Source organism: Streptomyces sp. NPDC014676, from assembly GCF_043084105.1.
Lineage (GTDB): Bacteria > Actinomycetota > Actinomycetes > Streptomycetales > Streptomycetaceae > Streptomyces.
In genome coordinates, this window is sequence record NZ_JBIBZI010000023.1 from 1 (window position 1) to 25,663 (window position 25,663).

15 protein-coding genes are annotated in these 25,663 nt (G+C 67.2%); 5 read left to right on the top strand and 10 right to left on the bottom strand.

Features of this window, described 5'->3' with window-relative positions; all coding sequences use genetic code 11:
- Positions 1 to 612 precede the first annotated feature (612 nt).
- From ACF1DX_RS36670 to ACF1DX_RS36690, 5 genes are all read right to left on the bottom strand, one after another.
- Entirely contained in the window at positions 613 to 1,626 is a 1,014-nt protein-coding gene (locus ACF1DX_RS36670; protein WP_391795481.1) for an alpha/beta hydrolase, read from the bottom strand.
- Positions 1,627 to 1,958: 332 nt separating this feature from the next.
- Positions 1,959 to 2,744 carry an SDR family oxidoreductase gene (locus ACF1DX_RS36675; RefSeq protein ID WP_391795482.1) on the bottom strand — a complete coding sequence of 262 codons (786 nt, stop codon included), beginning with the start codon at positions 2,742 to 2,744 and terminating at the stop codon, positions 1,959 to 1,961.
- 38 nt (positions 2,745 to 2,782) lie between these two features.
- Complete coding sequence (locus ACF1DX_RS36680; RefSeq protein ID WP_391795483.1) at positions 2,783 to 3,145, bottom strand: nuclear transport factor 2 family protein; 363 nt, start codon at positions 3,143 to 3,145, stop codon at positions 2,783 to 2,785.
- Between the two features lie 75 nt (positions 3,146 to 3,220).
- Positions 3,221 to 3,619 carry a hypothetical protein gene (locus tag ACF1DX_RS36685; RefSeq protein ID WP_391795484.1) on the bottom strand — a complete coding sequence of 133 codons (399 nt, stop codon included), beginning with the start codon at positions 3,617 to 3,619 and terminating at the stop codon, positions 3,221 to 3,223.
- Complete coding sequence (locus ACF1DX_RS36690) at positions 3,616 to 4,470, bottom strand: IS5 family transposase (protein WP_391795485.1); 855 nt, start codon at positions 4,468 to 4,470, stop codon at positions 3,616 to 3,618. Before ACF1DX_RS36690 ends, ACF1DX_RS36685 begins: the two co-directional genes overlap by 4 nt.
- A 66-nt stretch (positions 4,471 to 4,536) precedes the next feature.
- On the opposite strand from ACF1DX_RS36690, the gene ACF1DX_RS36695 reads away from it, so the two are divergent.
- Positions 4,537 to 4,941 carry a winged helix-turn-helix domain-containing protein gene (locus tag ACF1DX_RS36695; RefSeq protein WP_391795518.1) on the top strand — a complete coding sequence of 135 codons (405 nt, stop codon included), beginning with the start codon at positions 4,537 to 4,539 and terminating at the stop codon, positions 4,939 to 4,941.
- A gap of 149 nt (positions 4,942 to 5,090) precedes the next feature.
- On the opposite strand, the gene ACF1DX_RS36700 is transcribed toward ACF1DX_RS36695, so the two are convergent.
- Positions 5,091 to 6,248, bottom strand: a complete 1,158-nt coding sequence (locus ACF1DX_RS36700) for a DNA alkylation repair protein (protein ID WP_391795486.1) — start codon at positions 6,246 to 6,248, stop codon at positions 5,091 to 5,093.
- Between the two features lie 233 nt (positions 6,249 to 6,481).
- On the opposite strand from ACF1DX_RS36700, the gene ACF1DX_RS36705 reads away from it, so the two are divergent.
- The gene (locus tag ACF1DX_RS36705) at positions 6,482 to 7,732 is read left to right on the top strand and encodes an IS701 family transposase (protein WP_391795519.1); all 1,251 of its coding nucleotides are present in this window, start codon (positions 6,482 to 6,484) and stop codon (positions 7,730 to 7,732) included.
- Between the two features lie 285 nt (positions 7,733 to 8,017).
- Complete coding sequence (locus ACF1DX_RS36710) at positions 8,018 to 8,353, top strand: MarR family transcriptional regulator (protein WP_391795520.1); 336 nt, start codon at positions 8,018 to 8,020, stop codon at positions 8,351 to 8,353.
- Positions 8,354 to 8,533: 180 nt separating this feature from the next.
- Here ACF1DX_RS36710 and ACF1DX_RS36715 read toward each other — a convergent pair whose 3' ends face one another.
- Together ACF1DX_RS36715 and ACF1DX_RS36720 are read right to left on the bottom strand one after the other, a co-directional pair.
- Positions 8,534 to 9,319: an SDR family oxidoreductase gene (locus ACF1DX_RS36715; RefSeq protein WP_391795482.1), complete on the bottom strand. Its 786-nt coding sequence runs from the start codon at positions 9,317 to 9,319 to the stop codon at positions 8,534 to 8,536.
- A gap of 38 nt (positions 9,320 to 9,357) precedes the next feature.
- Positions 9,358 to 9,720: a nuclear transport factor 2 family protein gene (locus tag ACF1DX_RS36720; RefSeq protein ID WP_391795483.1), complete on the bottom strand. Its 363-nt coding sequence runs from the start codon at positions 9,718 to 9,720 to the stop codon at positions 9,358 to 9,360.
- A 78-nt stretch (positions 9,721 to 9,798) separates the two neighbouring features.
- Here ACF1DX_RS36720 and ACF1DX_RS36725 point away from each other — a divergent pair, with 78 nt between their 5' ends.
- Positions 9,799 to 10,593 (top strand): MerR family transcriptional regulator, encoded by a 795-nt coding sequence (locus tag ACF1DX_RS36725; protein ID WP_391795487.1) that lies wholly within the window; start codon positions 9,799 to 9,801, stop codon positions 10,591 to 10,593.
- Positions 10,594 to 12,163: 1,570 nt separating this feature from the next.
- Here ACF1DX_RS36725 and tpg read toward each other — a convergent pair.
- Positions 12,164 to 12,721: a telomere-protecting terminal protein Tpg gene (gene tpg, locus ACF1DX_RS36730; protein ID WP_391795488.1), complete on the bottom strand. Its 558-nt coding sequence runs from the start codon at positions 12,719 to 12,721 to the stop codon at positions 12,164 to 12,166.
- A gap of 9 nt (positions 12,722 to 12,730) precedes the next feature.
- On the bottom strand, positions 12,731 to 14,980 hold the full coding sequence (gene tap, locus ACF1DX_RS36735; RefSeq protein WP_391795489.1) for a telomere-associated protein Tap: 2,250 nt from the start codon (positions 14,978 to 14,980) through the stop codon (positions 12,731 to 12,733).
- A gap of 610 nt (positions 14,981 to 15,590) precedes the next feature.
- On the opposite strand from tap, the gene ACF1DX_RS36740 reads away from it, so the two are divergent.
- Positions 15,591 to 25,661, top strand: coding sequence for an ADP-ribosyltransferase domain-containing protein (locus ACF1DX_RS36740; RefSeq protein ID WP_391795490.1), 10,071 nt, complete (start codon positions 15,591 to 15,593; stop codon positions 25,659 to 25,661).
- Positions 25,662 to 25,663 lie beyond the last annotated feature (2 nt).

Consider the following 25,663-nt stretch of genomic DNA (forward strand, 5'->3'; position numbering starts at 1 on the left):
CTACGAGCGCAAGGCCGACCACTTCCTCGCCTTCACCAGCATCGCCTGCACCCTCATCTGCTACCGCAGACTCACCAAATGAGATGAGCTCTAAACGAGCGGACCATGGTCGTCCCGGGAACGAAGGTGGCCGCACTAATCGTCCCGAGCCTGACCACCTCGCTGGCCACCGCCCTCGACCAGCACAAACCACCGGCCGGACGGACCGAACAACTCCTCAAACACCCACCCTCTCTCGAAAGCCCTGACATCCATGCCGGGAGCTCCACGGCGGGGCGTTCCATGTCTGGGGAGCGATCGTGCCGGCCGACGGCGGCTGACCCGCGACTTCCTGAACGACACACGCCGCAGCGCCGGGTGAGATCCACTCACCCGGCGCTGCGGCGTTCCTGCAGTATGACGAGCATCGCCGGGCCGCAGACACCCCTCCGGGTGTCCCGGAGGGTGAAGTCCGGGACAGGCCCACAACACCGACCACCACAGCCACACCGAACAGGACACCGCGATCGCCAGCTACGTACGCCGGCACAACGCCCGAGCCGGGCCGAAGGCCAACTTCGCCACCGGCCCACCGATCCGGAACTGGACCGATTACCCGGCCGAGGCTGCGTGTCAGACCAAGAGCTGACGGCGCAGCCATGCCGCTCGGGCGGCGATGGCGTCCTGCGAAATCACGGCATGAGGGACCACGACGTCGAACCCGTGGAACCCACCGGGCCACACGTGCAGCTCGAGGCGGCCGCCCGCCTGCCATATGCGGCTTGCGTAGGCGACGTCCTCGTCCCGGAACGTTTCGGCCGACCCGACGTCGATGAACGTGGACGGCAGACCGGAGAGGTCTGCCGCACGGGAAGGCGCAGCGTACGGGGACACATCCGGTCCTCCGCGAACGCCGTCGCCGAGGAGCGCGTTCCATCCGGTCTCGTTCGAGGAGCTGTCCCAGATACCGACGCCGCGCATCTGCTGAGCAGAGGGCGAGTCGTTGCGGTCGTCAAGCATCGGCGACAGGAGCAGCTGGGCCAGGATTGCCGGGCCGTTGCGGTCGCGTGCCATCAAGGTGACACCTGCCGCGAGACCGCCGCCGGCGCTCGCACCGCCGATGACGATGCGTTCAGGGTCGATGTTGAGCTCGTGGGCGTGATGCGACACCCACGCCAGGCCCGCGTAGCAATCCTCGACGGGACCCGGGTGGGGCGTCTCGGGTGCGAGCCGGTACTGGACCGAAATCACGGCCATGCCCATCGGCTCGGCCAGGTTCAGCATCTCGACGAGGCCGAACCGGTTGTCTCCGATGATCATGCCGCCGCCGTGGATGTGGTAAATCGCCGGGGCCGGGGTCGTCGCGTGCTTCGGGAGACAGATCAGCAGCGAGATATCCGGTTCTCCGTCCGGCCCTGGCACCACCCGCTCCTCCACGCTGTAGGTGCCACCGCGCGAGAGGATCTCGTCGGTCGGGGTCTCCACCCCGGGGACGGGCTCGCGCATTTCAACGATGTTGTCCAAACGGTAGGCGTCGGGGGAGCGCAGGCCGGTCAGGATCTCAACGACCGGAGCGAGCTCCGGGTCGAAGGGCGGGGGCGGCCCGACCGGTTGGGCGGACGACCGGTCCGTGATGTGCGTCGTCATGTGTTTTCCTTGCGATAGTCAACTGGGTCTCTGCCTGCCCCAGCTCACGGGTCATCGGCACATGTCACGTGACCGATACGGCCCGCCATCTGGTGGGGCAACCTGAGCGCTCGACACGTGAATCGGTGACGCGCAGCCGTCTGGAGACGCGCAGCCGTCTGGAGACGCGCGGCACGATCGCGACGACCAGGCGAGCGCCGGAAGCGCGACGACGGCGTCGTCGACGCGCTTCTCGGTGTTGCAGCAGCGTCTGAGAGTTCTCCGTGTGAAGGAGGGGGTCCCGCCGTCGGATCGAGCTGTTCGCGAGTGGCTACTCGGAGCCGGTGTCTGGCTCAGACGGTCCGGACGGTGCCGCCGTCAATGACGTACTCCGCGCCCACAATGGATGAGGCTCGGTCCGAGACAAGGAAGCCGACCAGGTCCGCGACCTCTTCCGTCGTTGCGAACCTTCCGAGTGGAACCCCTCCGAGGGAATCCATCAGGCTCTGCTCCGCCTCCTCGCGGGTCAGTCCGTTGCCCTCGGCGAGCTGGTCGATGAAGCCCTCATACGCTCCGGTCTGAATCCCCCCGGGGCTGACGGCGTTTACTCGCACTCCTCGTGGCGCCAGTTCGTTCGCGAGACCCTTGCTGTACGTACGCAGGGCACCCTTCGCTGACGCGTACGGCAACGTCGCGTCGTGCAACGGCATCTGACGCTGGATCGACGTGACGTGGACAACTACTCCTGATCCGGCCTCCACCATTGCCGGCAGCAGCGCTCGATCCAGTCGGACAGCTCCCAAGAAGTTCAGGTTGAGTTCCGCCAGCCAGTGCTCCTCAGTCGCTGCCGCGAACCCGCCGGGCGGGGTCGACGACCCTCCGACAACGTGCACCAGGATGTCCAGCGCACCTCCCTCAGAGATCTTGGACACCACAGCCTCTACACCGCCCACCGTGGAAGTGTCCGCCTCGATGAACCGGTCGGGGCGCTCGTAGCCGCCGGGCATAGTGCGTGCCGTGGTCCACACGTCGGCACCCATCTCTCGCAGTCTCTCTACGACGGCCTTGCCCGAGCCCTTCGAACCGCCCGTGACCAGCGCCCGGCGACCGTCGAGGCGATCGCGATCTGAACTAGACATTTTTCTCTCCACTGAAGATCGAGGTGGTGCGGGTTCGGTCAGGCCGGGTGGTTGGCGATGACGAGTTCGGCGATGAGGTCGTCCCGCAGCGCGAACCGGTAGTCGAGCTCGGCGACGCCCCCCGGGAAGGTGCCCTCGAGCCGCACGGTTACCACCCAGTGGGCGTCATCGACGCGGTGAGCGCCGATCTGCTCGGTCGTGTATTCGAACTCGGATCCGGCGTCCCGCAGGAACGCGTAGGTCTTCTCTCGGCCGCGGAAGGTCTCGTCCTGGTCGACGATCATCGCATCCTCGGCGAGGAACGACGAGGCGGTGTCGGCGTCGCGGACGATGTGGGCGGCGAAGAACTCGCGCACGGTGGCCGGGAGCAGATCGGACGGAAGGTCGGTGTGCTGTGTCATGAGTCCACCGTGTGGCCTCACGGCGCGGGAGGGTCAAGCCGTGGACTCTCCCCCAGGGAGAGTGTTTAGTGGACGTTAAGTCCGTTTCTCGTAGCGACCTCGTCCGGGTTGGGTGAGGAAGCCTTGTCGGACGAGGCGTCCGAGGCGGCTGCGGGTGACGTTGACGGTCGCCTCGTCGGTGGGCATGCCGAGGAGTTCATGCAGCTCACGGGCTCGGAATGCCCGGCCCGGGTGTTGGTTGAAGGCGTTCACGATGGCTTGGTAGGCGGTGCTCGTCTCGGGCGGATCGGGCTCGGTCCCGGGCGGGACGCGTTCGGCGATGATCTTCCGGGTGGTGGCCAGGTCTGCGAGTCGCGCTTCGGTGTCGGCCAAGGCGGCGGTCAAGTGGTCGATCTGGTCGCGTAGTTCACCAGCCCGGGCCGTGGTTTTGTCGTGCTGGGCCTGGAGGTCTGCCAGGAGCTCGCTGATGTTCACGCGGCCAGCCCGAGGATGTCGCGCCAGGCCGGACTCGGTGTGGTGAGGCGGCGGGCCATGTTCGCGATGGAAGCCCAGTAGACGCGCGAGGCGGAGGTGTCGGGGCGGTGGTCGTACTCGCGGGCCAGGCGGCGGTGCAGCATCAACGTGCCGTTGACCTGCTCCACGATCCACCTCTTCGGTTGCGGGACGAAGCCTTTGCCCTGGTCTGCGGGGTTGCGGCGGACGACCTCGACGTCGATGTCGAGCAGGGCGCCGTGGATGAGAACCTCGTCCTTGAAGCCCTGGTCCACCAGGGCCTTCTCCAGGCGCATCCCGCACCGCTCGGCCGCCTGGTCGAGCAGGGCGGTGCCGGCGGCGTTGTCGTGGGCGGATGCGGCCAGCACCACGACGCCGATGATCAGCCCCGGAACGTCGACGGCCAGTCCCCGCTTGCGGCCCGACACCTTCTTGTTGGCGTCCAGTCCCGTCGTGGTCTTCGGGACACCGGCGGCCGCGCGGACGGACTGGGTGTCGATGATCACGAGGGACGGGTCCTCTAATCGGCGGGCGCTCTCCCTCACCTGGCAGCGCAGAATTTCCTGGATCCGCTGGTCGAGCCCTTCCTGACGCCACAGCGTAAAGTAGTGGAACACCGCAGACCAGGCCGGCAGGTCGTGGGGCAGATAGCGCCACTGGCAGCCCGTACGGTTCTGATAGAAGATCGCGTTCACGACCTCCCGCAGATCGCAGGCCCCGGGATCCCCGGTCGCCGACCGCGCCACCCGGCCCTGCTTCCAGGCCGTGATCATCGGCTCGATCAACGTCCGCTGCTCATCCGATAAGTCGCTCGGATACGGTCTCCGCCCCATGCCCGTATCCCAGCATGGACATGACGAGCAGTCGCCCCGGACGAGTATCAGTACCACGATCGAGCGATCACGAACCGGGGAAGATCGGACTTAACGTCCACTGAGATCGCGCGGATGCTGGGGGTCAGCGACGAGAGTGTGCGGCGGTGGAGACGGGTCTGGGAGGAGGGCGGCGCCGACGGGTTGCGCCGGCGTCCGGCCACCGCTCGCCCGCCGAAACTGGACGATGCCCCGGTCGATCGGGTGCGGGCCGCGCTGGAGCAAGGCGCCCAGACCGATGGATTCGAGGCCGATCTGTGGACACTGGAGCGGGTCGGCCCGGTCGTCGAGCGGGTGACCGGAGTGGCCCTGATCCGGGCTTCGGTATGGCGGTTGCTGACCGGCCGGCTCGGGTGGAGTCTGCAGCGTCCCGAGCGGCGGGCCGTAGAGAGAAATGATTCGGAGATCGTCCGCTGGGTCGCGCACGAGTGACGGCGGATCAAAAAGGGGCAGCGAACATACGTGCCTGGGTCGTCTCCCTCGACGAGTCACGTGTCTACTTGCTGCCGCAGGTCCGCCGCACGTACTCGCACCGCGGCCGCACCCCGCTCCTGCGGCACCGGCTGAACTGGAAACGCGCCTCACCCATGGCTTGTTCCACCTCTACTCATCGTCGTCGAGGTCTCCTCCTCGGCGGGTGTCTCGGGTTCGAGCGTGAAAGGCGCTTCGCTCGACACGACGCCGTTTGCCTGCACGGTGACGAAGTGCTCGCCGGGGTAGTAGGTCCGGGTGGTGATGGGGCGAAACGAGTGGGTCTTCTCGACCACGACGGACTGGCCGGGCGGGATGCGCCGTGCCGCCAACTTGAAGGTCTTGGGACTGATGGTCCCGTTCGCTCTCTGGAATCCCAGGGAGTAGTCGATGGCCACGCGGGCCTCTGACTCCCCGTTGTTGGTAATGGTCGCGTTGAACGACACAGAGCCGTTCCATGGCACGGACGGCCTGGACACGCTCGGTTGCCCGACGGTCAGGTCCGAGCCGGTGAAGCCGACGAGTTCGAGTGCTTCCGGATTGCCCTTCTTGATGAGGGTGCGCAGGCCATGCCTGATCACCCACGGTGTGTTGGCGTCGGGATCTTCGGCCCACCGCGATGCCAGCCGGGTGACGAGGTCCGGGGCAACCCTGCTGAGGTCGTTGAGGTGGTTGGCTGCGGATCGGCGTACGAAGTCGCTCTCGTCGCGGTAAAGGGCGTCGATGATGGCCTGCGTAGACTTGGGATGCGTGATCAGGAAGGGGACCCGTCGGCCCCATGGCAGGTAGGCACGGGAGCCCTCCGAGGCCAGTCGTCTGACGTGTAGGTCGGGGTGCTGGGTCCAAGTCTTCATGATTTCGAGGGCACGCTCTGGTCGGGCGTTCAGGGGTTCGCGTACGGCGAACTCGCTGCTCAGCCGGACGGTGAGTGCGGCCAGCAAGTCCATCGTCGCGTCAAAGTCGGCCGTTGTGCCGCTTTCGAGTCCTCGTCTCGCTACCCACTCTGAGGCTGGCCAGATCATCCAGCCGCTGAAGTTGGGCTCCTCCAGCAGACCGCGTGCGATCTTCTCGGTGATCGCGAAGTCCTCGGGAAGATCTTGGAGGAGGGCGTCGCGGACGATGTCGACGCGCTCGCGCAACTTTTTACCCGTTACGGCCTTCTCTGCGTCGTTGAGCGCATCGATGCTGCTGGACGCCACCATTCGCGTGACATAAGTGCGAAGCCGTGCGACCAGTGCCGAACTGACAAGGTCGTCTGTGACCCCCATGGGTTGCCTCCTGGCTCTGGCTGGGATTTTTGCGCGCCATTTGGCGGAGCAGCGCTTGGCGTGACAGCACCGCCTCGCTCGGCTCGTTGCTCTTGCCGAATTGCTCCCCCGGGGGCTGTGACTGTCGCCCGTGCTTTCAGTGCGAGATGCTAGTAGGGCTTGGTCATTTTCACTCGCGGGTGGCGTGTCCGTTGGTCTGCGGGTGTTGTTGTGCTGGTGTGACACCTGAGGAGATGGCCGGGGTCCGGGAGGACCTGGAGGCGTTCGCGGCGGAGTTGTTCGACGGGTTCTTCCGTGCCGATCAGCGGCGGTGGGGGCAGGCGTATGTGCGCGGGCTGCTGCTGGACGGCAGACGCAAGTCGGTGGAGCCGATGGCGGCCCGCCTGGGTGAGGACGGCAACCGGCAGGCGCTGGCGCACTTCATCACCTCCAGCCCGTGGGATGCGGCGTATGTGCGGGCCCGGCTGGCCTGGCGGATGCACGAGGCGATCGGCCCGGAAGCGTTGATCATCGACGACACCGGTTTCCTGAAGGACGGGGATGCCTCGGCGTGTGTGGCCCGGCAGTACACCGGCACCGCGGGCAAGGTCACCAACTGCCAGGTGGGCGTCTCTGTGCACCTGGCCGCCGACCGTGCCTCCGCGGCCGTCAACTGGCGACTGTTTTTGCCCGCCTCCTGGGACCCGGCCTCGCCCGAGGCCGATCCGGTCAAGGTCGCCCGTCGTGGTCGCTGCGGCATCCCGGCCGAGGCCGGTCATGTGGAGAAGTGGCAGCTGGCCCTGGACATGATCGACGAGACTCTCTCGTGGGGCCTCGATGTCCCGCTGGTGGTCGCGGACGCCGGCTACGGCGATGCGACCGCCTTCCGCCTCGGCCTGGAGGAACGGAACCTGGCCTACGCGGTCGGGATCTCCTCCCGGCTCACCGTTCATCCAGGCCATGCGCGGCCGGCCACTCCCGCCTACAGCGGCACCGGCCGCCCGCCGGTGGCGAAGTACCCGGACAAGGCCATGACGGTGAAGGAACTGGTCGTTGCCGCCGGCCGGCAGGCGGCCCGGCCGGTGTCCTGGCGGGAAGGTTCCCGGCCGGGCACCGGCCGCAGCGGGCTGAAGCGCATGTACTCGCGTTTCGTCGCCCTGCGCGTCCGGCCGGCCGGGCGCGAGATCCGCCAAGCCACGGACGGTCCGGAGCTCCCCGAGCGGTGGCTGCTGGCCGAATGGCCCGCCGGTGAGAGCGAGCCGGTGCAGTTCAGGCTGTCGAACCTGCCCTCCGGCATGCCGCTGGCCACGCTGGTGCGACTGGCCAAGCTCCGCTGGCGCATCGAACACGACTACCGGGAGATGAAACAAGCCTTGGGCCTGGCCCACTTCGAGGGCCGCACCTTCACCGGCCGGCACCACCACGTCACCCTCGTCTCCGCCGCTCACGCCTTCTGCACCCTGCAACGACTGACGCAAGACCCAAAAGATCCGGCGCCGGTCTGAGCCTCTACCACGTCGTCCGGAACCTGCAGGCACTCCTCGCCACCTGGACCGGCGCCTGCCCCACCTGCCACCGCGACATACCCACACCCATACGAACCTGACCAAGTCCTACTACCACTTATACTGTCTCACAGGACAGTATTTTCCTCCCGGTCGAGTGAGAGATAACAGACACCGAGACGTGGACATGCAAGGCGACGAGGACGTACCGAAGGGCCGGAACTTTACGGCACGGACTCCCCTTATAGGCCTGGACTCCTGTCCAACCTGAGCGCATTGATCCTCGTGTGGAACAACCCAGCAATCCAGGGCGAGATCTTTGCCAAGACCGGGGAGACCCTCGACCAGCCCTCACTGGAGGTCTTGCGGCGCCTGTTGGCTTGGGGTCCGATGCATCCTACTGCACTGGCAAAGTTGCTGGGCACGGGTCCCTCACACGTCAGCAAGATCGTTCGTGAACTGGAGACCGACGGACTGGTCCAACGCATCGCACATCAGTCCGACGGCCGCGCAACGCTCGTTAGAATCCAAACTGCCAGGAACCAGCAACAAGTAACGGCGCCTGGTTGGAAGCTAACCTCGCGCTTTCACGAGTTGGGGCGGCGACGTTTGACCAAATAAGCAGAGAGCGCCCCTGAACTGCAACGATTGGACTTTTCTAGGGTCCTGTTGGCTACATGGAAAGAGGCGTTCTCCAGGTGAAGAGCCTATCGGGTCGTACCCGCATGGTCCTTGTGAAGGAGGGGGTCCCGCCGTCGGATCGAGCTGTTCGCGAGTGGCTACTCGGAGCCGGTGTCTGGCTCAGACGGTCCGGACGGTGCCGCCGTCAATGACGTACTCCGCGCCCACAATGGATGAGGCTCGGTCCGAGACAAGGAAGCCGACCAGGTCCGCGACCTCTTCCGTCGTTGCGAACCTTCCGAGTGGAACCCCTCCGAGGGAATCCATCAGGCTCTGCTCCGCCTCCTCGCGGGTCAGTCCGTTGCCCTCGGCGAGCTGGTCGATGAAGCCCTCATACGCTCCGGTCTGAATCCCCCCGGGGCTGACGGCGTTTACTCGCACTCCTCGTGGCGCCAGTTCGTTCGCGAGACCCTTGCTGTACGTACGCAGGGCACCCTTCGCTGACGCGTACGGCAACGTCGCGTCGTGCAACGGCATCTGACGCTGGATCGACGTGACGTGGACAACTACTCCTGATCCGGCCTCCACCATTGCCGGCAGCAGCGCTCGATCCAGTCGGACAGCTCCCAAGAAGTTCAGGTTGAGTTCCGCCAGCCAGTGCTCCTCAGTCGCTGCCGCGAACCCGCCGGGCGGGGTCGACGACCCTCCGACAACGTGCACCAGGATGTCCAGCGCACCTCCCTCAGAGATCTTGGACACCACAGCCTCTACACCGCCCACCGTGGAAGTGTCCGCCTCGATGAACCGGTCGGGGCGCTCGTAGCCGCCGGGCATAGTGCGTGCCGTGGTCCACACGTCGGCACCCATCTCTCGCAGTCTCTCTACGACGGCCTTGCCCGAGCCCTTCGAACCGCCCGTGACCAGCGCCCGGCGACCGTCGAGGCGATCGCGATCTGAACTAGACATTTTTCTCTCCACTGAAGATCGAGGTGGTGCGGGTTCGGTCAGGCCGGGTGGTTGGCGATGACGAGTTCGGCGATGAGGTCGTCCCGCAGCGCGAACCGGTAGTCGAGCTCGGCGACGCCCCCCGGGAAGGTGCCCTCGAGCCGCACGGTTACCACCCAGTGGGCGTCATCGACGCGGTGAGCGCCGATCTGCTCGGTCGTGTATTCGAACTCGGATCCGGCGTCCCGCAGGAACGCGTAGGTCTTCTCTCGGCCGCGGAAGGTCTCGTCCTGGTCGACGATCATCGCATCCTCGGCGAGGAACGACGAGGCGGTGTCGGCGTCGCGGACGATGTGGGCGGCGAAGAACTCGCGCACGGTGGCCGGGAGCAGATCGGACGGGAGATCGGTGTGCTGTGTCATGAGTCCACCGTGTGGCCTCACGGCGCGGGAGGGTCAAGCCGTGGACTCTCTCCCAGGGAGAGTGTTTAGAGTCAGGGTATGCTGACCATCGGAGAGTTCTCGCGGCTGACCCACTTGAGCGTACGGACCCTGCGCCGGTATCACGAGGCGGGCCTGCTGGAACCCGCCGTGGTGGACGAGACCACCGGTTACCGCTACTACGCCGTCGGCCAGATCCCGACCGCGCAGGTCATCCACCGGCTCCGCGAGCTCGACGTCCCTCTGAGCGATGTGCAGCGGATCCTGCGGACACCCGACCCCGGTGTCCGGGCGGCCCTGGTCACGGAACACCTGCAACGCCTCGAGGACGCGCTCGACCGCACCCGGGCCGCAGTCGTGTCGCTGCGCCGCCTGCTCCGGCCCGACCCCGCGCCGATCGACGTCGAGCTGCGTGCGGAGCCCGCCCGGACGGTCGCGGCGATAGAGGCCGTGATCGGGCATCGCGACATGGCGACCTGGTACGCAGGCGCGATGGCCGAATTGGAGGCAGCCGTCGGCGACGCCGTGACCGGACCACCGGGCGGCAGCTACGACAACGCCCTTTTCGAGCAGGAGCGCGGCCGCGCGGTCGTCTACCTGCCGACCGCCACGCCACCCCGCACCGGGCGCGTGCACCCCACGATTCTGCCGGCCGCGGAACTGGCCGTCACCACCCACGTCGGCGAGCACGACGGTGCCGAGGTCACATACGGCGAACTCGGGACCTGGGTGGTGGAGAACGCGATGTCGGTGGCCGGGCCGGTGCGGGAGGTCTACGTTGTCGGCCCCCGTGACACAAGCGATCCCGCTGCATGGCGCACCGAGATCGGCTGGCCGGTCTTCCGTGTCACCTGAAGCGGTCAGTGCGGAGTCCTGGAACGACGGGGCGTGGTGTTTCACTCCGGCCGCGGCACGCAGGGCGGATTCAACCGGTCGTCGCGACACCGGCGCGCACTGGTCGTCGAGGGCTTCCGCGGGTGTCTTCCGGCCGAGGGCCTTGCGGGGGCAGGAGTCGAGGACCACGGCGATGGCCGACAGTTCGTCGGCGCTCCATCAGGACAGGTCGGTGCCCTGCGCAGCACGGCGATCCCGTGCGCGAGCGCGCCGCCGACGGCCCGACGAGCCCGGCAAGCGCGGCAAGCGGCCTCGCCCTCGCACCACGCGTAGCAGGAGGAACGGGCGGCCCTCAGCACCCGGCACAACAGGGCGACCGGACAGGCCGCCTTCTTCGCACGGCCCGACCGGTACAGCCGGCTCACCGGCCGATCCCCTTCACGAAGAAGGCCGTCTTGGATTCAACCCGTCAAGGCAACACTCCCGGCTGGTGTGCGGACCTCCTTGCACAGCCGCTCGCGCTCCTCGCGTGCGGCGCCAGCCGGCTCACCAAACCCGCCGCCGTCCTGGTCCGGCTCGGCCCGTCGGTACCAGCCGCGCGGATACTCCGAGCCGATAACCGAACTCCCGGGCCACCACGGTGACCGTACCGCCCGGGGATCGACAAGCGCGATCACGTCCGTTTGAACTCCTCGGTACACCGCTTCCTGTGCCTGTTTCCCACCCAGTGCCGCTCCCTCCGGAACCTCAAAACCCCAGCCTCCAGGTGCCCACGATCAAAAGGGAAGCTCCAACAACGCGGCAGAAAGTCAGCACTTCTGACCTCGAGGCCGGCATTCCTGACCCACCGCGGGTCCTGTGTCACCCCGGGGGCGACACATCCCGCCCATGACGCCCCGCAACAACTCCTGCACACTGGGCAACCCAGGAATGTCCGAAACGGGCGAGCCGACGACACGGAAGCCAACAACGCCGACCTCCCGACGAACCAGAAGATCAGCGATACTGACCTTTTGCCGGGTACAAGGTCAGGAATACCGACCTTTTGAAGGATTCATATCTCCTCAGCGGTGGCATCCGGGAGATCGAATGTCACTGCCGAAGAGACACACGACCTCCGCTTTCGACTCTGTGACCAGCGAAAATGTCGGTTCTCTTTCTATCTATGCCAGGTATAACGTGCGGACCGGACCCCGTCGTGGCCGAGGCGGCTTCGCGTGCGGCCCGATGGGCCGTCTGCGGACCGCAGGCGGGAGAAACGGCTCCGAGTCTCGGGGGCCGGCCGTGACGGACAAGCAGCAGCACGGCGTGGCCGGGACCGGACCCGGGTTCCGCCGCACGGCTCCAGAGGGCCGTGCGGCTGCTGTACCTCCGCACGCCGCGTCTCAGGTGCACGGCATCCGAGATGCTCTTCTGCGGCTCGGCCTGTCGGAGGGCGGAGGTGACGCGACGGCTCTCGGGGAGTGGGGCCCTGCGCATCCAGCCCATGACCCGCCCCTGGCCTGACCCGTGATGCTGTCGGCCGCCTCTGCCGGCGGATACGTGAGCGAGTCCCGGACCGTATCGGTCCGGGACTCGCGTGGTGGAGCGGTTACAGCTCGAACTCCAGGTGCTCGATGTCGGTGAAGTGGACCTCCTCCAGGCTCCCGGCGCGGCGGCCGCCGTCCTGGAAGTACACCTCGCGCAGCGCGTCCGCGGCGATCCGCCGGAGCTGGGCGTCGTCGGCGCCGACCTGCTGGGCGTCGAAGAGGCGGGCGGCGTGCTGCGGGGGCAGGGCGACGGTCAGGTGCCGGATGCGGGACTCGTCCGTCGACCCGATCGGCGCGGTGTAGCCGAGGCGGGCGCGGGTGTCGATGACGATGCCGCCGGTGGTCGCCGCCCTCGCCCTGGCCTTGGCGCGGATCTGCGGCTGCCACCGCTTGTTCACCTCACGCTCCAGGCGCGCGGCGAGCTCCGGGCGGGGCCTTTTGATCTGGCCTTTCACATACCGCTCGACGGTGCGCTGGGAGATTCCCAGCATCTGCGCCACGGCTTTGGTGCCCTTGAGCTGCTTGACCAGATACCGCATCCGCGCGGGTGCGCTCTTGGGTGCCGGGCGGGTGAACGCCTTGTGCACCGCGGCGTCCAGGCCGTCCCCGAACAGGGTCATCGCCTTCCCCTACTCTCCGTTGTCGACGTCGGCGACGGTACCGTCCTTGATGTAGCGGGCGAGGTTGAGGTCCGGGGTGCCGAACCGGTCGCGGACCTCCTCGCCCCACAGGACGCTCTGGGTGCCCTCGTGCTTGACCAGGCCCGGGTTGACGCCGAGCTTGAAGCCGCCGGGCAGCGGCCTGCCCTCCCGGTAGGGCAGGAAGTCCAGCGGACCGGTGCCGTCGGTGGCGTAGACGACGCAGTCGGACAGGATGGCGACCGGGTACTGGCCGGTGAACGCGGCGTGCTTGACGATCTTGCGGTGCAGGTTGATCCGGGTGCGGGAGATGACGGCCGCGCGGATGTCCGGCCGCCAGGTCGGGCGGGACAGGGCCCGCCACGGCTGCCCGGGCCGCCAGCCCTCCCCGCGCGGGCGTTCGCGCAGCTTGCCCAGGCCGCCCTTGACCGTGGCCTTGATCGCCGAGGCGACGATCGCCAGCTGCGGGTCACGGCTTCCGTAGCCGTCCATGGCCGCCAGGAAGTCGGCCGGAGCCATGTCCGGGTGGACGCCGAGGTCGGCCATCGTGGCCAGGTAGGCGTCCCGCAGCCGCTGGTACCAGCCGTCCAGGTAACGGCCGTTGTCGTACCGGACGTACGCCTCAACAGGTTGCACCTCGTAGCCCAGTTCCACCGCGTACGCGACGGTGGGCGTCGCGTACCAGGCCGGCCCCTCGGGACGCTCGCCCTTCGGCGTGAACGGAGAAGGCAGCAGACCCGCGTCCAGCTCCGCCCACGTGTCCTTGCCCACCTTCACCCTCGACAGGTCGACGTGGCTGAGGTCGACCAGCCATGAGCCGGGCAGCTTGGGGTCGAAGACCGGGTTCGTGACGTGGGCGGGCGCGCCGAGACCGACGACCAGGCCGTTGGCTCCGGCGGCGAAGGCCATGTTCACGTCGATGCCGACCAGGTGCGGCAGGGTGCACTCGGCATCGGTCATCGGCCGTGCCCAGTCGTACGCCTCCTCGAACAGCTTTTCCGCCGGACCCCGGACATGGAAGCGGGGCAGGTCCTTGAGCAGCGGGTGCCCGTCCGGTGCCTCGCACGGCGCGCAGTCCACCGGGTCCTTGCCCAGACTGCCGGGGTTGTGCTCGGAGTGCCGTTCACCCGCCGCGTCGAGCCCGGAGGCGCGGGTCGGCGGGTGCAGGGCGGTCATCAGCTCCAGGCCGGTGACGGCGGTCGAGCCACGCGGCGTCATCACCCGCGACGCGTACACGCCCAGGACCCGGGCGAGTTCGGCCGGCGGAAGCTGCGCGGCCTCGCCCCAGTGCCGGGTGTCCAGCGCGTTCCAGGAGGGGATGCACAGCTGCACGCAGGCCCGCTGCGAACCGGTGGCGGGGCGGTAGATCCGCGCCCACGGCCCGAAGCCGCGCTTGGTCAGCTTCCACTCCGCACGCACCAGCTGCTTGATCACCTTGTGGCCCTCCGGGATCCGCCCGGCCAGCCGCTCCTGATCGGTGAGGGTGACGGGGAGGCCGTAGCGCTCCAGCGCCGCCTCGGTGAGCACGATCAGCGGATCGGCATCCTTACCGGGACCGGACAGCCTCGGCTGCCCGAGCCTCGCCTCCTTCAGCGTCCACTCCACCAGGGCCGGCAGGGACTTGGCGGGCACGTCCAGGACCAGGCCGCCGGTGCAGTACGCCAGCACCTGCCCGCCGGTGTCGACGTCGACGACCGCCAGCGGACCGTTCTCGAACCGCGGGTCGGTGCCGCCCGCCGGGGTACCGGCCGGGGCCGCCTTCTTCGCGCCAGGGCGGCGCGACGCCGGTGTGCTCTCGGTGGTACGCGCAGGAGGGGGCGCGGCCGCCGGAACAGGAGGCGGAGGGGCAGGAGTGATGCGGGTGTTCCCGGTCGTGCTCGCGGCCGCGGCGTCGGACGCCGGAACGGAGAGCGGAGGCTGCGCTTCCCCCAGGGCGGGCGCGGCGATGAAGGCGGCCGGCGCCGCCGGGGCGGCTGCCCCCTCCGGTACCGGAGGCGTGGGGTAGAGATCCGCGAGCCTGTTCAACAGCCGCGCGTACGCCTCACGTTCGGGGCCTCGCGGCTCGGTCGTCTTCTTCACCGACTCCCAGCCGGACACCGTCGCCCTGCGCACCTTCAGCGCGGCGGCCACCTCATCCAGGGTCAGGCCATGGGCTTGACGCAGCCGCTTGCGCTCCTGCGCCGGCGGCAGCGGAGCGCGGGACGCCACCAACGCGTCGACCGCGTCGAACAACTCGGACATGCAGCACCTCCTGACCGGCACCTTATCCGCCAAACCGTACGGACGGCGCACTTTTTGCGTACCGACGGCGCATGAGCAGGGCAGGTGCGACGAGGAGACAGTGGCCCCGGCCCAAGAGGTCCTTGCGGAACGGCCCTTCCGCGACACGGTGGCGAGGTAGGTGATCCCGTGCTGTGCAAGGCGTGCTCACGGTGCGGCGAAAGCCATGGGCGGTCGGTGGCGAACCGCAGGCGGTGATCGAGCCGCTGCCGCCGCCCTCGAACCGCAGGGCGAGAAGCGTTCACTTGCGCGGCATAAGCATGGAGTGTCCGGCATCACAGGGAAAGCCCAGAGAAAAGAGAGACTCCCCAAGAGGGGTTGCCGAAAAACTTCTGGATCTCAAAATGTGAGCCACGTCACACTGAACCTGCGTGCTCGGCACGCCGTTGTATTGACGCGTCGATCCGACGCGAGGGTGCCGCCCAACCATGCGCGCAAGGCACCTCGTGCCTGCTGTTGCAGCTTTGCCCTTCTCGGAGTTCCGTCGCCCGCCCGTCGCGCCGACGAGGCCGAGCGGCCACTGCCGACGCGTCCATGGCCGCCAGCGATCCGCTCGACAATGGGGACTGCAATGCCCGATGTGAACAAAGTCTGCTTCGTCACGGATGCGGATACCGCCAGGAAAATCAGGCAACATACGGACAAAGTCACGCAACTGAAAGCGCTCATCGAGTATTACACGCAGAAAGAGGCCGCAGAACAGCGGACGAGTGCGTCGCCGGACAGAGGCGTGTTCCAGAGGACCTTCGGTCCTGATGAGATTTCCCTCCACGGCCCAGGCGAAGCCCCACCCGCTCTGACACGCGACGCCGGCGAGCTGTCCGCCGCGAAGACGGCGGCCGCCGTTGCCGAGGAGACGGCACATGAGCTGCGGAACATCGCCGATAGCACCGGTCAGGTCACTGGGATGAACCGTCTCGCCGCCCCGGCACAGGCCGAGCCGGCGCCGATGTTCACAGCGGACGACGCCCCTGCCCCGTCGCAACGTGTTCGCCCCGCCCCGGTGTACCCGATCGTGGATCCGGCCGTCCGTGCCCGCTGGGCCGATCGGTTCGCCGAGGCCCGGGAGGTCCTCGAGTCGCTGCCGGAAGCGAAGCGGGAGCAGCTTCTCGAGCAGGCCGCCCAGCTGATGAGCGGGCGCCATCAGCCCCCGCCGATCGACCGTGCCGGTGCCGCCGAGGGGTCGCCGGAGGCCGAATACGCCGCGCTCTTCGACGACATGGCCGCTGTGATCGCCGCGCGCGTGCACAGCGAACCGCGCCCGGACTCCGTGGAGGAGTGGCCGCCGTCGCTGCTGTCCGAGGAACTGCGTACCGAGTTCGGCACCCGGGCGGTAACGGGCCTGCCGGGAGGCATGTGGTCGACGAGTCACAGCACCGCCTCGTCGTCGCGGCAAGGGCAGCAGAGCTCGAGTTCGGCACGGTTCGACCCTTCCCTTCTCTCGTACGGGAAGATGGGGCCGGAGTTCGAGACCGAATGGATCATCGACCAGGATCTGTCGCACGGCGACAGACTGGCGCAGCTGGGCCCCGTCACCCTGACCGCTGAAAGGCTGCGGAGCGACGCCCCCACCACGCTGGAGATCGTCGGAGCCCCCATCGCTTTCCGCGGCGAGGCCGACGGTGTCCCGGAGGACGACATCTGGCGTTCGCTCGACACGGTCATGCGTTCCTTGCGCCCTGGGCCGGCCGTCAAGCATCTGTTCCGAGGGCAGAGCGGGTTCCGGGCCCTGGAACACGGCGGCGCGGGGCTCGCGAGGGTGGCGCCCGGGCGGGAGTCCAGCCTGTCACCGCAGTGGACCGTGGGCATGCCCGCCTCCGAACTGCTCGACTTCATCATGGACGACGTCAAGGCGCTGTCGGTGAAAAGCGCCGACACCGCTCACGCCGACGCGGAGGCGGGTGCGGCCTTCGCCAAGGAGACCGCGGCCCTCTACTACTCCGCCACGCGGCGGACCACGATCACCAACCCCTGGCTGGCATGGGAGATCTTGGACGATGCCGACTACCGGTCCGTAGCCGGTCTGCTCCTTCTGGTGTTCCTGCAAGCCATCACGCCCGTGCACGTGGAAGACAACAGGAACGCCGGCAAAAAGAGCGGGAACTGGTTCAAGAGCTATACGTTCATCGCGTCCCGGCATGACCCGCGCACCTTGGCCGATGCACTGCCGCCCCATGCGCGTGATTTCCTGAACGAGAATCATTCCTCCGTCCTGCGCAGCTTTTCCAAACATGCCCGGAGCGCACTGAGCGACCGATATTCCGGCAACCCGCTCGATGCCAGTTTGCTCTATAAAGGCCTCACCGTCCGTGACTATGTGAACAGCTTCCTTCTGCGTAACCCGTACTACGCCGTTTCTCAGGAGATCATGGGCATGGTCACGGTCTTCGGAAAGCTCGACGGAGGAAAACCGCTTGTCGAGCTGCGGAACCTGGCCGATGTGGAGGGCGTTGCCCAGGCCCGTGAACAGTATGAGGACCTCAAGCGGCGCGCCCTCGTCCGCTATGAGGCGGGGGCCCGAAGGACAGGGCTGCCCCCCGGCCACCACGTCCGGCTGCACGCGATGCAGACGGAGCTGGCCAGTAGTGAACTCGCAGGCTCCCTGGAACGGCTGCTGCGGATCACAGGGGAACTGAACCTGGCGCACCACCAGCGCGCACTGGGGTTCGAGCTGGTGAAGCGGACAGCGGTGAAGCCTCTGGTGCGCAGTCTGCTTCGGCTTCACAACCCCGTGGAAAGCGGTACCAGGGGCGCCGAGCAGGACCGTTCTCACGTTTCGGCCGTACTGCAGAAGCTGGACGCCGATCTGACCGAGTTCGCCTACACGCTGAACCTCTTCGATCACGCGGGACGGTCCTGGGACCGGGTCAAGCGGCAGTGGGCCCAGGCCATGCAGGACACGGCCACGCTGCGGCAGGCACTGTCCCAGGAGCCGGCGAACTGGCCTCCGCCCGAGGCCATGCAGAACTGGAAAGAGATCTCGGCACTCCCCGGAATGAGGCCCCGCACCAACCTCAAGAACATCGACTCCGCCGTCAGGGAAGCCCTCTCCCGGCCTGGCGACACAGCCGCCCTGCAGGACATCCTGTTCCAGATCACCGACTGGCGTGGCCACCATCCGGGCAGCAAGCGGGAAGGCGCCATCGAGCGGCTGGAACGCCACGTACTCCACCAGCTGGCCGGGAGACCCGAGCACATCGCAAGGCCCTCGGCTCCCCGCCAGGGGATGTCCACAACGGACCGGCAACGACCAGGCACAGCACACCACACCAGCCCGGCAGGCGCGACGAGTCCCCACACCGACCACCCCCGCTACCCGGTGCCGTCCCCAGAGGCGTTGGAGGAGTGGTCGGACAGGATCCGCTACGCACGTGATTACCTGCGTGAGGTGCCGGACGCCGGCCGGCTCCGGCAGCAGGCCGCATCGATCGTCACCGCTCATCACCTCGCTCCCCCGCACGCATCCGAACGGCTCACCGAGGACGCCAGGACTTATCGGGAGTATTACGAAGGTGCCGTCGACGTCGTGGCTTCGCTCCTGGGCCGTGACCGAACCCGATCCCAGCCCGACCGACGCGCCGTCCAGGCCGCCCAGGACATGGCCGAAGCGTTCGGCAGCGCCCGCACCTCCCACACGGCCGTCCCCCTGGGCGGCGCTCCCTTCGCCGCTCCGCAGCCGCCGGTGCAGAACCTGGCCGAACACATGGCGCGCATGGGACTTCAAGCGCCCAGTACGTCGGCTCCACAGGCTGCCGGTTCACACGTCCGGGCCTATCCACCGGTGAACACCGTAGTCGTCCAACGATGGCAGGCAAGGTTCTCCTCCGCCCGCCAGACGCTGGCATCTCTGGCCGACCAACAGCAACTGCTGGAGGCCGCCGCGCCGATAGTCGCCAGGTACCACATATCACCCCCCTCTGAACGCAGCGGCCTGCCCGAGGCCGCACAGAACTATCAGAATCTGTACTCCAACATCGTCTACGTGGTCGCAGCGCAACTCTTCGCGGACCGCCGTTCACCACAGCCCGCATACCAGGCGCACGTCATCGCCCAGCAGGCGGCGAACGAGTTCGGCACGGTGCGTCGCTCCGCCGCTTCCACGTCGCTGCATCCCCAGGTCTTCATGACGCTGACCCCACCGGCCTCGGACATGGCACGGTGGCAGCAGGACATGCTGCGGAAACGACTGACGGAACTGCAGCCGGGGAGCCCGGAACACAGGCGTGTCACGAAGGTACTGAACACCTGGACCCCTGAAAGCGCCGCACCCACCACAGAGAACCAGGAGACCGGACAGCCGCAGACGGCATCCTCCTGGCAGGACCCTGCCCGCACCGGGCTGCCCGCGGACCGTGCCCCAGGGCAGCGCTCGGCATGGAAGGCACCGGAACTACTGCCTCCCGCCTTCGGCGGCCGAACGGCCGAACACGTGCCGGCGAACCCCTCGGGACACCGGCACGAAGTGATGACCAGCCCGTCGGTTCCCCTCCCCAGGACGGACAACCTGCCGACGGTGAGGGAGACCAGGGAGGATTCCGGACACGGCGGGTCCGTTCGGGGCACGGCGACCGGTGAGCCGCAGCCCGTGTTGCGTCTGCGTGGTGGTGGTCCCGGTGGGTCGCAGTCGGAGCGCGACATCATCGACCACTGGATCGCGGAATCGGACCGGCTGGGAAGAAGTCGTTCCGGCAAACTCCAGGACATCGACCGTGCGGTGGAAGCGTGGATGACCGGTGGCCGGGAGCATCCGCTCGCCTTCGAGCAGAACAAGTGGGAGCTCCAGGCCATTGACCTGGCGATCGGGGCATGGCTGGCCGAACCTCATGGCTCGGCCCGTACGGCAGCGGTCGAACGGCTCCGGCAGCGCGTACGACAGGAACTGACCGCGTCCGACATGCTGTCGCGCTCCTTTCCCTATCTCGCCGTCCCGGGCTATCGCACAAACCATGAGGAACGTCAGTCGTTCCGCACCGGATTCGCGGACTACCAGCTGCATCGGCAGCAGATGCCGTCCGGAAGCTATTTCAGAAGAATTCCGGAGGAAGACCTGGTGGCGCTCATCGCGTACACGGGCATTACGGAATTCTCCGCCGTCAACCAAGCCCTGCGTACGGGCGACCGGAGGGCACTGGCGGGCTATGCGTCACTGATCAAGAGCTCGATTTCCGGTTTGAACCAGCTTGCGCCGCACACCGGGACGGTCTACCGGGGCATCTCGCTCAACCCCGCCCAAACACAGGCGGCGCTCGCCCGCTACGCACCCGGCAGGGTGGTGCAGGAACCCGCCTTCGTCAGCACCAACGCCTTCGCCCCCCGTTTCTCCGGCAACATCCAGTTCGAAATCGAGTCCCGGAGCGGCCGATCGGTTCAGGCGATCTCCCGGCACAAGAATGTGGAGAACGAGGTTCTCTTCCCGCCGGGGACCAGTTTCCAGGTGCAGTCGGTGCAGGACCAGGGCGGCATATGGACCATCAGAATGACCGAGGTCGCCCCCGCGCAGGACTCACCGCCTGCCGCGGAACCTTCGTCCCTCGCCCGGCAGGGCGAGCCTCTCCCCTGGGTGGATGCGTCCGGGTGGCGGAAAATCGGTGAGAAGCTCGGGTCGAATGTCGGTGGAACCTACGAGGACGCCAGGGGACACCGCTTCTATCTCAAGCTTGCGCGGACACCGGACCACGCCCGCAACGAGGTCCTGGCCGCGGCGTTGTACAGGCTCGCGGGTGTGCAAGTCCCCGAGCTGCGACTGATCACACGCGAGGGAAAGTACGGGACGGCTTCGCGTTTCATCGAGAACGCCCATCAAGATCTTGAGCGAAAGCTCAAGGACAAATCATACCGAAAGGCTGTATACGACGGATTCGCCGTCGACGCATGGCTTGCCAACTGGGATGTCGCAGGACGATATTATGACAATATCGTCAACGTGGGCGGAAATCCGGTGCGCATTGACACCGGAGGCGCACTGATGTATTCGGGCAAGGGGGACCTGAAGGGAAACCGTTTCGCTTCGAATGTCACCGAGTGGAACAACCTGCGCGACTACACCACCAATCCGCAGACCTTCGAAGTTTTCAAGGACATCACCGCGAAGGCGATGCAGGAATCCGCCCGCCGAGTGATTGCGATAACTCCGCAGCAGATAGATGCCGCGATTGACAGCGTCGGCTTCAGCGATCGCACCACCGCGTACCTGAAGACGACGCTCAAGGCACGTCGGATCGACGTCGCACGCCTGGCGGGTCTCCCTCTGCCCACGGAAACAGCCGGTCCCGCAGGGCGGACTCCGATCGCGGCCCCCGCGCCGTCGTCGGCGTTCACCAGCACGCCCGGCCAGTACCGCGGCCCTCAAGCCCCCCTGACCGCCTCCCAGATGCTGGCGATGGTCAACAGGCAACCCGCTGAGCCGAGCACGGACATCCCCGCGCTGACCCAGCAGTTCTCGCACGTCGGTCTGAGCCGTACGAACACCGGGATCGAACCCCCCCAGGCCTCCGGTTCCCGCCTCCCCGCATATCCCCTGGTGGATCGCGCGCTCCTCGATCAGTGGCGGGGGAAATTCTCCGAGGAACGCGCGGCGTTGAGAAGCCTGCCCGACGGCCAGAACTGGCTCACCACAGCGGCACGCCTCGTGGCACGCGATCATGTGGCTCCGCCGTCCCTGGGGAGCACGATGTCGGCGCCCGAGCAGGCGTACCAGGAGCTGTATTCCGGCATCGTCTACGTCGTCGCCGCCCGGCTTCACCGGGACCGCGCCCGGCAGCATCCCCAAGAGCGGGCGCACGCACTCTCCCTGGAGTTGGGAAGTACCTTCGGGACCCTGCTTTCTCAAGCCGCCCCCACCCGTGGCGCGCGGACCCAGCAGTGGAGCGAACCGGCACCGGGCATCGACTCGGGCGAGCTCATCGGTGACGGCAGAGGATTCGGTGCGGCCACCGGCTTCGCCGGTGTCGAGGACTCGTCGCGGGCGATGAGGATCGCCCGCGAGCTGATCGACGTGCCCGCCGAGGTGGAGCGGCCACTCGCCGCTCGTGCCGAGGCAGCGCGTCTGATCGGACTCCTCCTGCACGACGACGTCGTCGCGGAGCGGGTGGCGGGCAGCGATGTCCGGGTGGTGATCGTTCCCCGTTCCCGGCACCTCGCCGACCTTCCTCCGTACGCCGGCACGCAAGGCGAGGACCGTCCGCCGGTGAGCGCCCGCGGTTGGACCGACCAGCAGCGGGCCGTGGTGGCGGTCAGTGAGGAGAACCTCCTCGGCCAGGAGGCCGCGGACGCCGACCGGACTCATCCGGAAGGCTATTCGTCGGTGCTGCACGAGGCCGCCCACCTGGTGTACGCGTTCGGACTGGAAGACGCCCGGCGGGCCCGGGTGGAGGAGGCGTTCAGCACGCGCAGGGGCGCGGCGACACCGCGGCAATGGGTCGACGGTCCGCTGCGGGACCTCCACGGCAACCCCAGCACCAACCATTCCTCCTCCGACGCGGCCGAGTACTTCGCGCAGAGCACCGTGGCCTACTTCGGCGCGAACCACGGGCGCGACTCCATCACGCACCAACAGCGCAACAACGGCGCCGCGTGGCTGGCCGAGCACGATCCCGTGCTGAACTCACTCCTCCACGAACTCTACGGACCGCCGCCCGCCGAGCCTCTGCACGCCAACGCTCTGTCGGTCACCGCCGCGGACCAGAGCATGTGGGAGGCCCTCAACTGGCACACCACGAACACCGAGGGCCGGCAGGACTCGGCCCGACAGGTGCCCGGCACAGCCGCCCACGCGCGGCAGCACTCCTTCGAGGAACCCGTCGGCAGTGGCGTGACGGAGACCGTTCCGTCCGTGGAGGGCACGGGCCCTGTCGGGTCGCGTGACACCTTGCGGGCACCGGAGCCGGAAACGGCGCAGACCCCACAGCGGCCCGCGCGGACAGAGCAGGGCCGGCTGGTAGGGGAGGACAGCGCAGGCGTATCCGGTCCGCACGAGCAGACCGCACCGGTGAAAGAGCCGCCGACCGGGCTTCCGGTCCCGCTGCCCGATCTGACGCCGCCCACCCCACTGGTCGCGTTCCTGGACGCACCCCATACGAACAAGTCACGATCGACACGGCCGGGGACGGAAACCGAGGGAGGCTCCGGCCGACTGGGACGAGAAGTCTTCGACCGGCACACCGAGAGCGCCGAACTCCGGGAGCACACTGCGGGACAGCCGGCCGATGGTGTTGAAACGTCCGCAGCGCCGGATCCCGATCTCGCCAAGGACACAACAGCGGCGGCCGTCACCACCCCCATGGATGCATGGAACGCGCTTGCGAGCCGGGATTCCGAACGGGCGAACCTGTTGATGGTCTTCACTCTCGGCAAGCTCCCGCCGGAGCTGGGCGACATGAGCACTGCGGTCAAGAAAGCATATTCTGAACTGACCCGGGCAGAAATCGCTCTTCCCGTCGAGCATCAGGCGAATCTTCTGACCCAGCTGATCCTGGCCGGCACCAAGTACCCCGTCAAAGGCGGAGCTCCCCTCGCCGACCTTTTCAAGAAAAAGAAGAAAGCGGATAATTCCGGCGCCGGGCCCTCCTCCGAGGCAAGAACGTACACTCCTGCCAACGCCACGCCCCACTGGTCGGCCGGCACGAGCACCGCACCCCACTGGCCGGCCGGCACGGGCAGGGAGCTTCAATTCACCGACCCGGCAAGGATGCAACCGCGGATCCCCACTGTTGCGGTACGGACCCTGGTGGATCACAACCAGCATTTCCTGGGCGCTGACTACACGTTCCACGCCGATGACGGCCGCATGATCGACACACGTGGCTTCGTTCTGCATCCAGATGGAACGCACGGATCCCACCGCCTGGCCTCTGCCCCATGGGGAAGTGACCGGGTGTTCCTTGTCCGGGCCACCTGGGATGAGGAATTTCATAAAATCGTCGTGCGTGAGGACGGGGAATTCGCTGGAAAGTCACTCCAGGAATTCGCTGAACTGGTTGGACGAAACCCAGCACTGACTCAAGTTCACCCACAAATGGCGATCGCCATTCTCGTCGAAGCACAAGACCCCTCGACAGTGTGGAATCTCGCACGATTGACCGCGTTCACCACGCGGCGGGCGGTGTGGTTCTCGTCGCAGCGCCCGGCCCTGGGCACCAGCCCTCTCAACGCCTCTCACCGGGCGATCAGCATTTCCGGTGTGAAAGCCGCCCGTTGGGCGAAAGTCCTTCCGCAGGACTGGACCGGAGAAGCCCCTGAGAGGCACCTGACAGTCCATCCTCAGAGGCAGATCAGAGACACCGACATCCGCGTCGATGTTGTGGTGGACTACGAGACAAAACGCCCGATCGGAGTTCTCAGTCACAGCCTGTGGGACACGCAGAACTCAGAAGAATCATTTATGACCCTGTCCGGGTTCAGGCAATACTCGCAGGGCCTGGTAAACAAGAATGAAATTCCGAGAATAGCCGGGACGGAGCGTCCTGTCCCCTGGCCGAGGGACGCCTTCTTCTGGGTATCGCACGGTCAGCCGGGCTGGGTCATTCTGGAAGCCAATCTGCCGGCCGGCGGGCAATATCATGTGTCAGGTAAAGAGTTCGGTGGATATCTCAGGCGTCTCCTGAGGACACAACCGTTGCGCGCTGGTGCTCCGATCGTCCTGGTGGTCTGCCACGGCGCCTCCGTCGCGCATGATGTCGCCCAGGCTACTGGTCGTGTCGTGTACGCAGCAGACATGCGGGTCGGCGCGAACTTCACTATCGCGAAGGAACCCCATGGCCATGACCACTTGTGGATGAGGTTCGAGCCACAGCGGCTTCCCCAGCACCCTGGTACCGGCGTCATCACCTATCCCGTGATCGTCAGCAGCGCAAGCGGGGAGGCAGTGAGCAAGCAGGCCCTCCGCGCTCAACTGGAAAAGATGACCCCGGGAACCGCGCAATACGAACGTGTCACCCGGGCGCTTGCATCATGGGAGCACGCTGACCGCAAGGAGGCCGCCCGTGCGACTCCCGGCACGGCTGCCGGGGAGACCCACGACGACACGTCTCTGATGAGCGCCCGCCCTCGTGTCACTCCTCAGGAGTTGCCGAGCTGGATGACTCAGTTGCTGAGCGATCTCATGCGGGTGCCGGCAAACCTGCAAGTTCCGCCACTCGGTGCCGGCGAGACTCGTGGTGAGCGGGAGCGCTTGGAATCCCTGGAGCCGGAGAATGAGAAACACAACCGGACCACAAGGGTTCTGGACACAAGGACGGCAGCACCGGACAACGCCCCTTCCGCGGTCCAAGGAACCGACGAACTCCTGGTCGGCATCGAGGACAGGTTCCGCCCCGCCGTACGGCGTTGGAACGGCCCCTTCGTCACCGAGGTGGAGAGACTCACCCGCATCCTGCGCGTAGCGGGGTCGCGATCGCTGGTCTTCGGAATCACGCCGGACGACCCGATCTGGGCGGTCAACGACGGGGGCTCCATCGTCTGGCGCGCCAAGGACACCACGGTGCTGCCGGCTCCGCAGGAGGCCGCCGGTCCGGTGGCCTCCATCGACATCCACCGAGACGGCTATCTGATCGGGCCTGCGGCATCCGCGGTGCAGAAGGGCGCGGTCGGGTTCTGCGACCTGAATCTGGGCGCCGATCCTTACAAGGTCCTCGGCGGCCGATGACT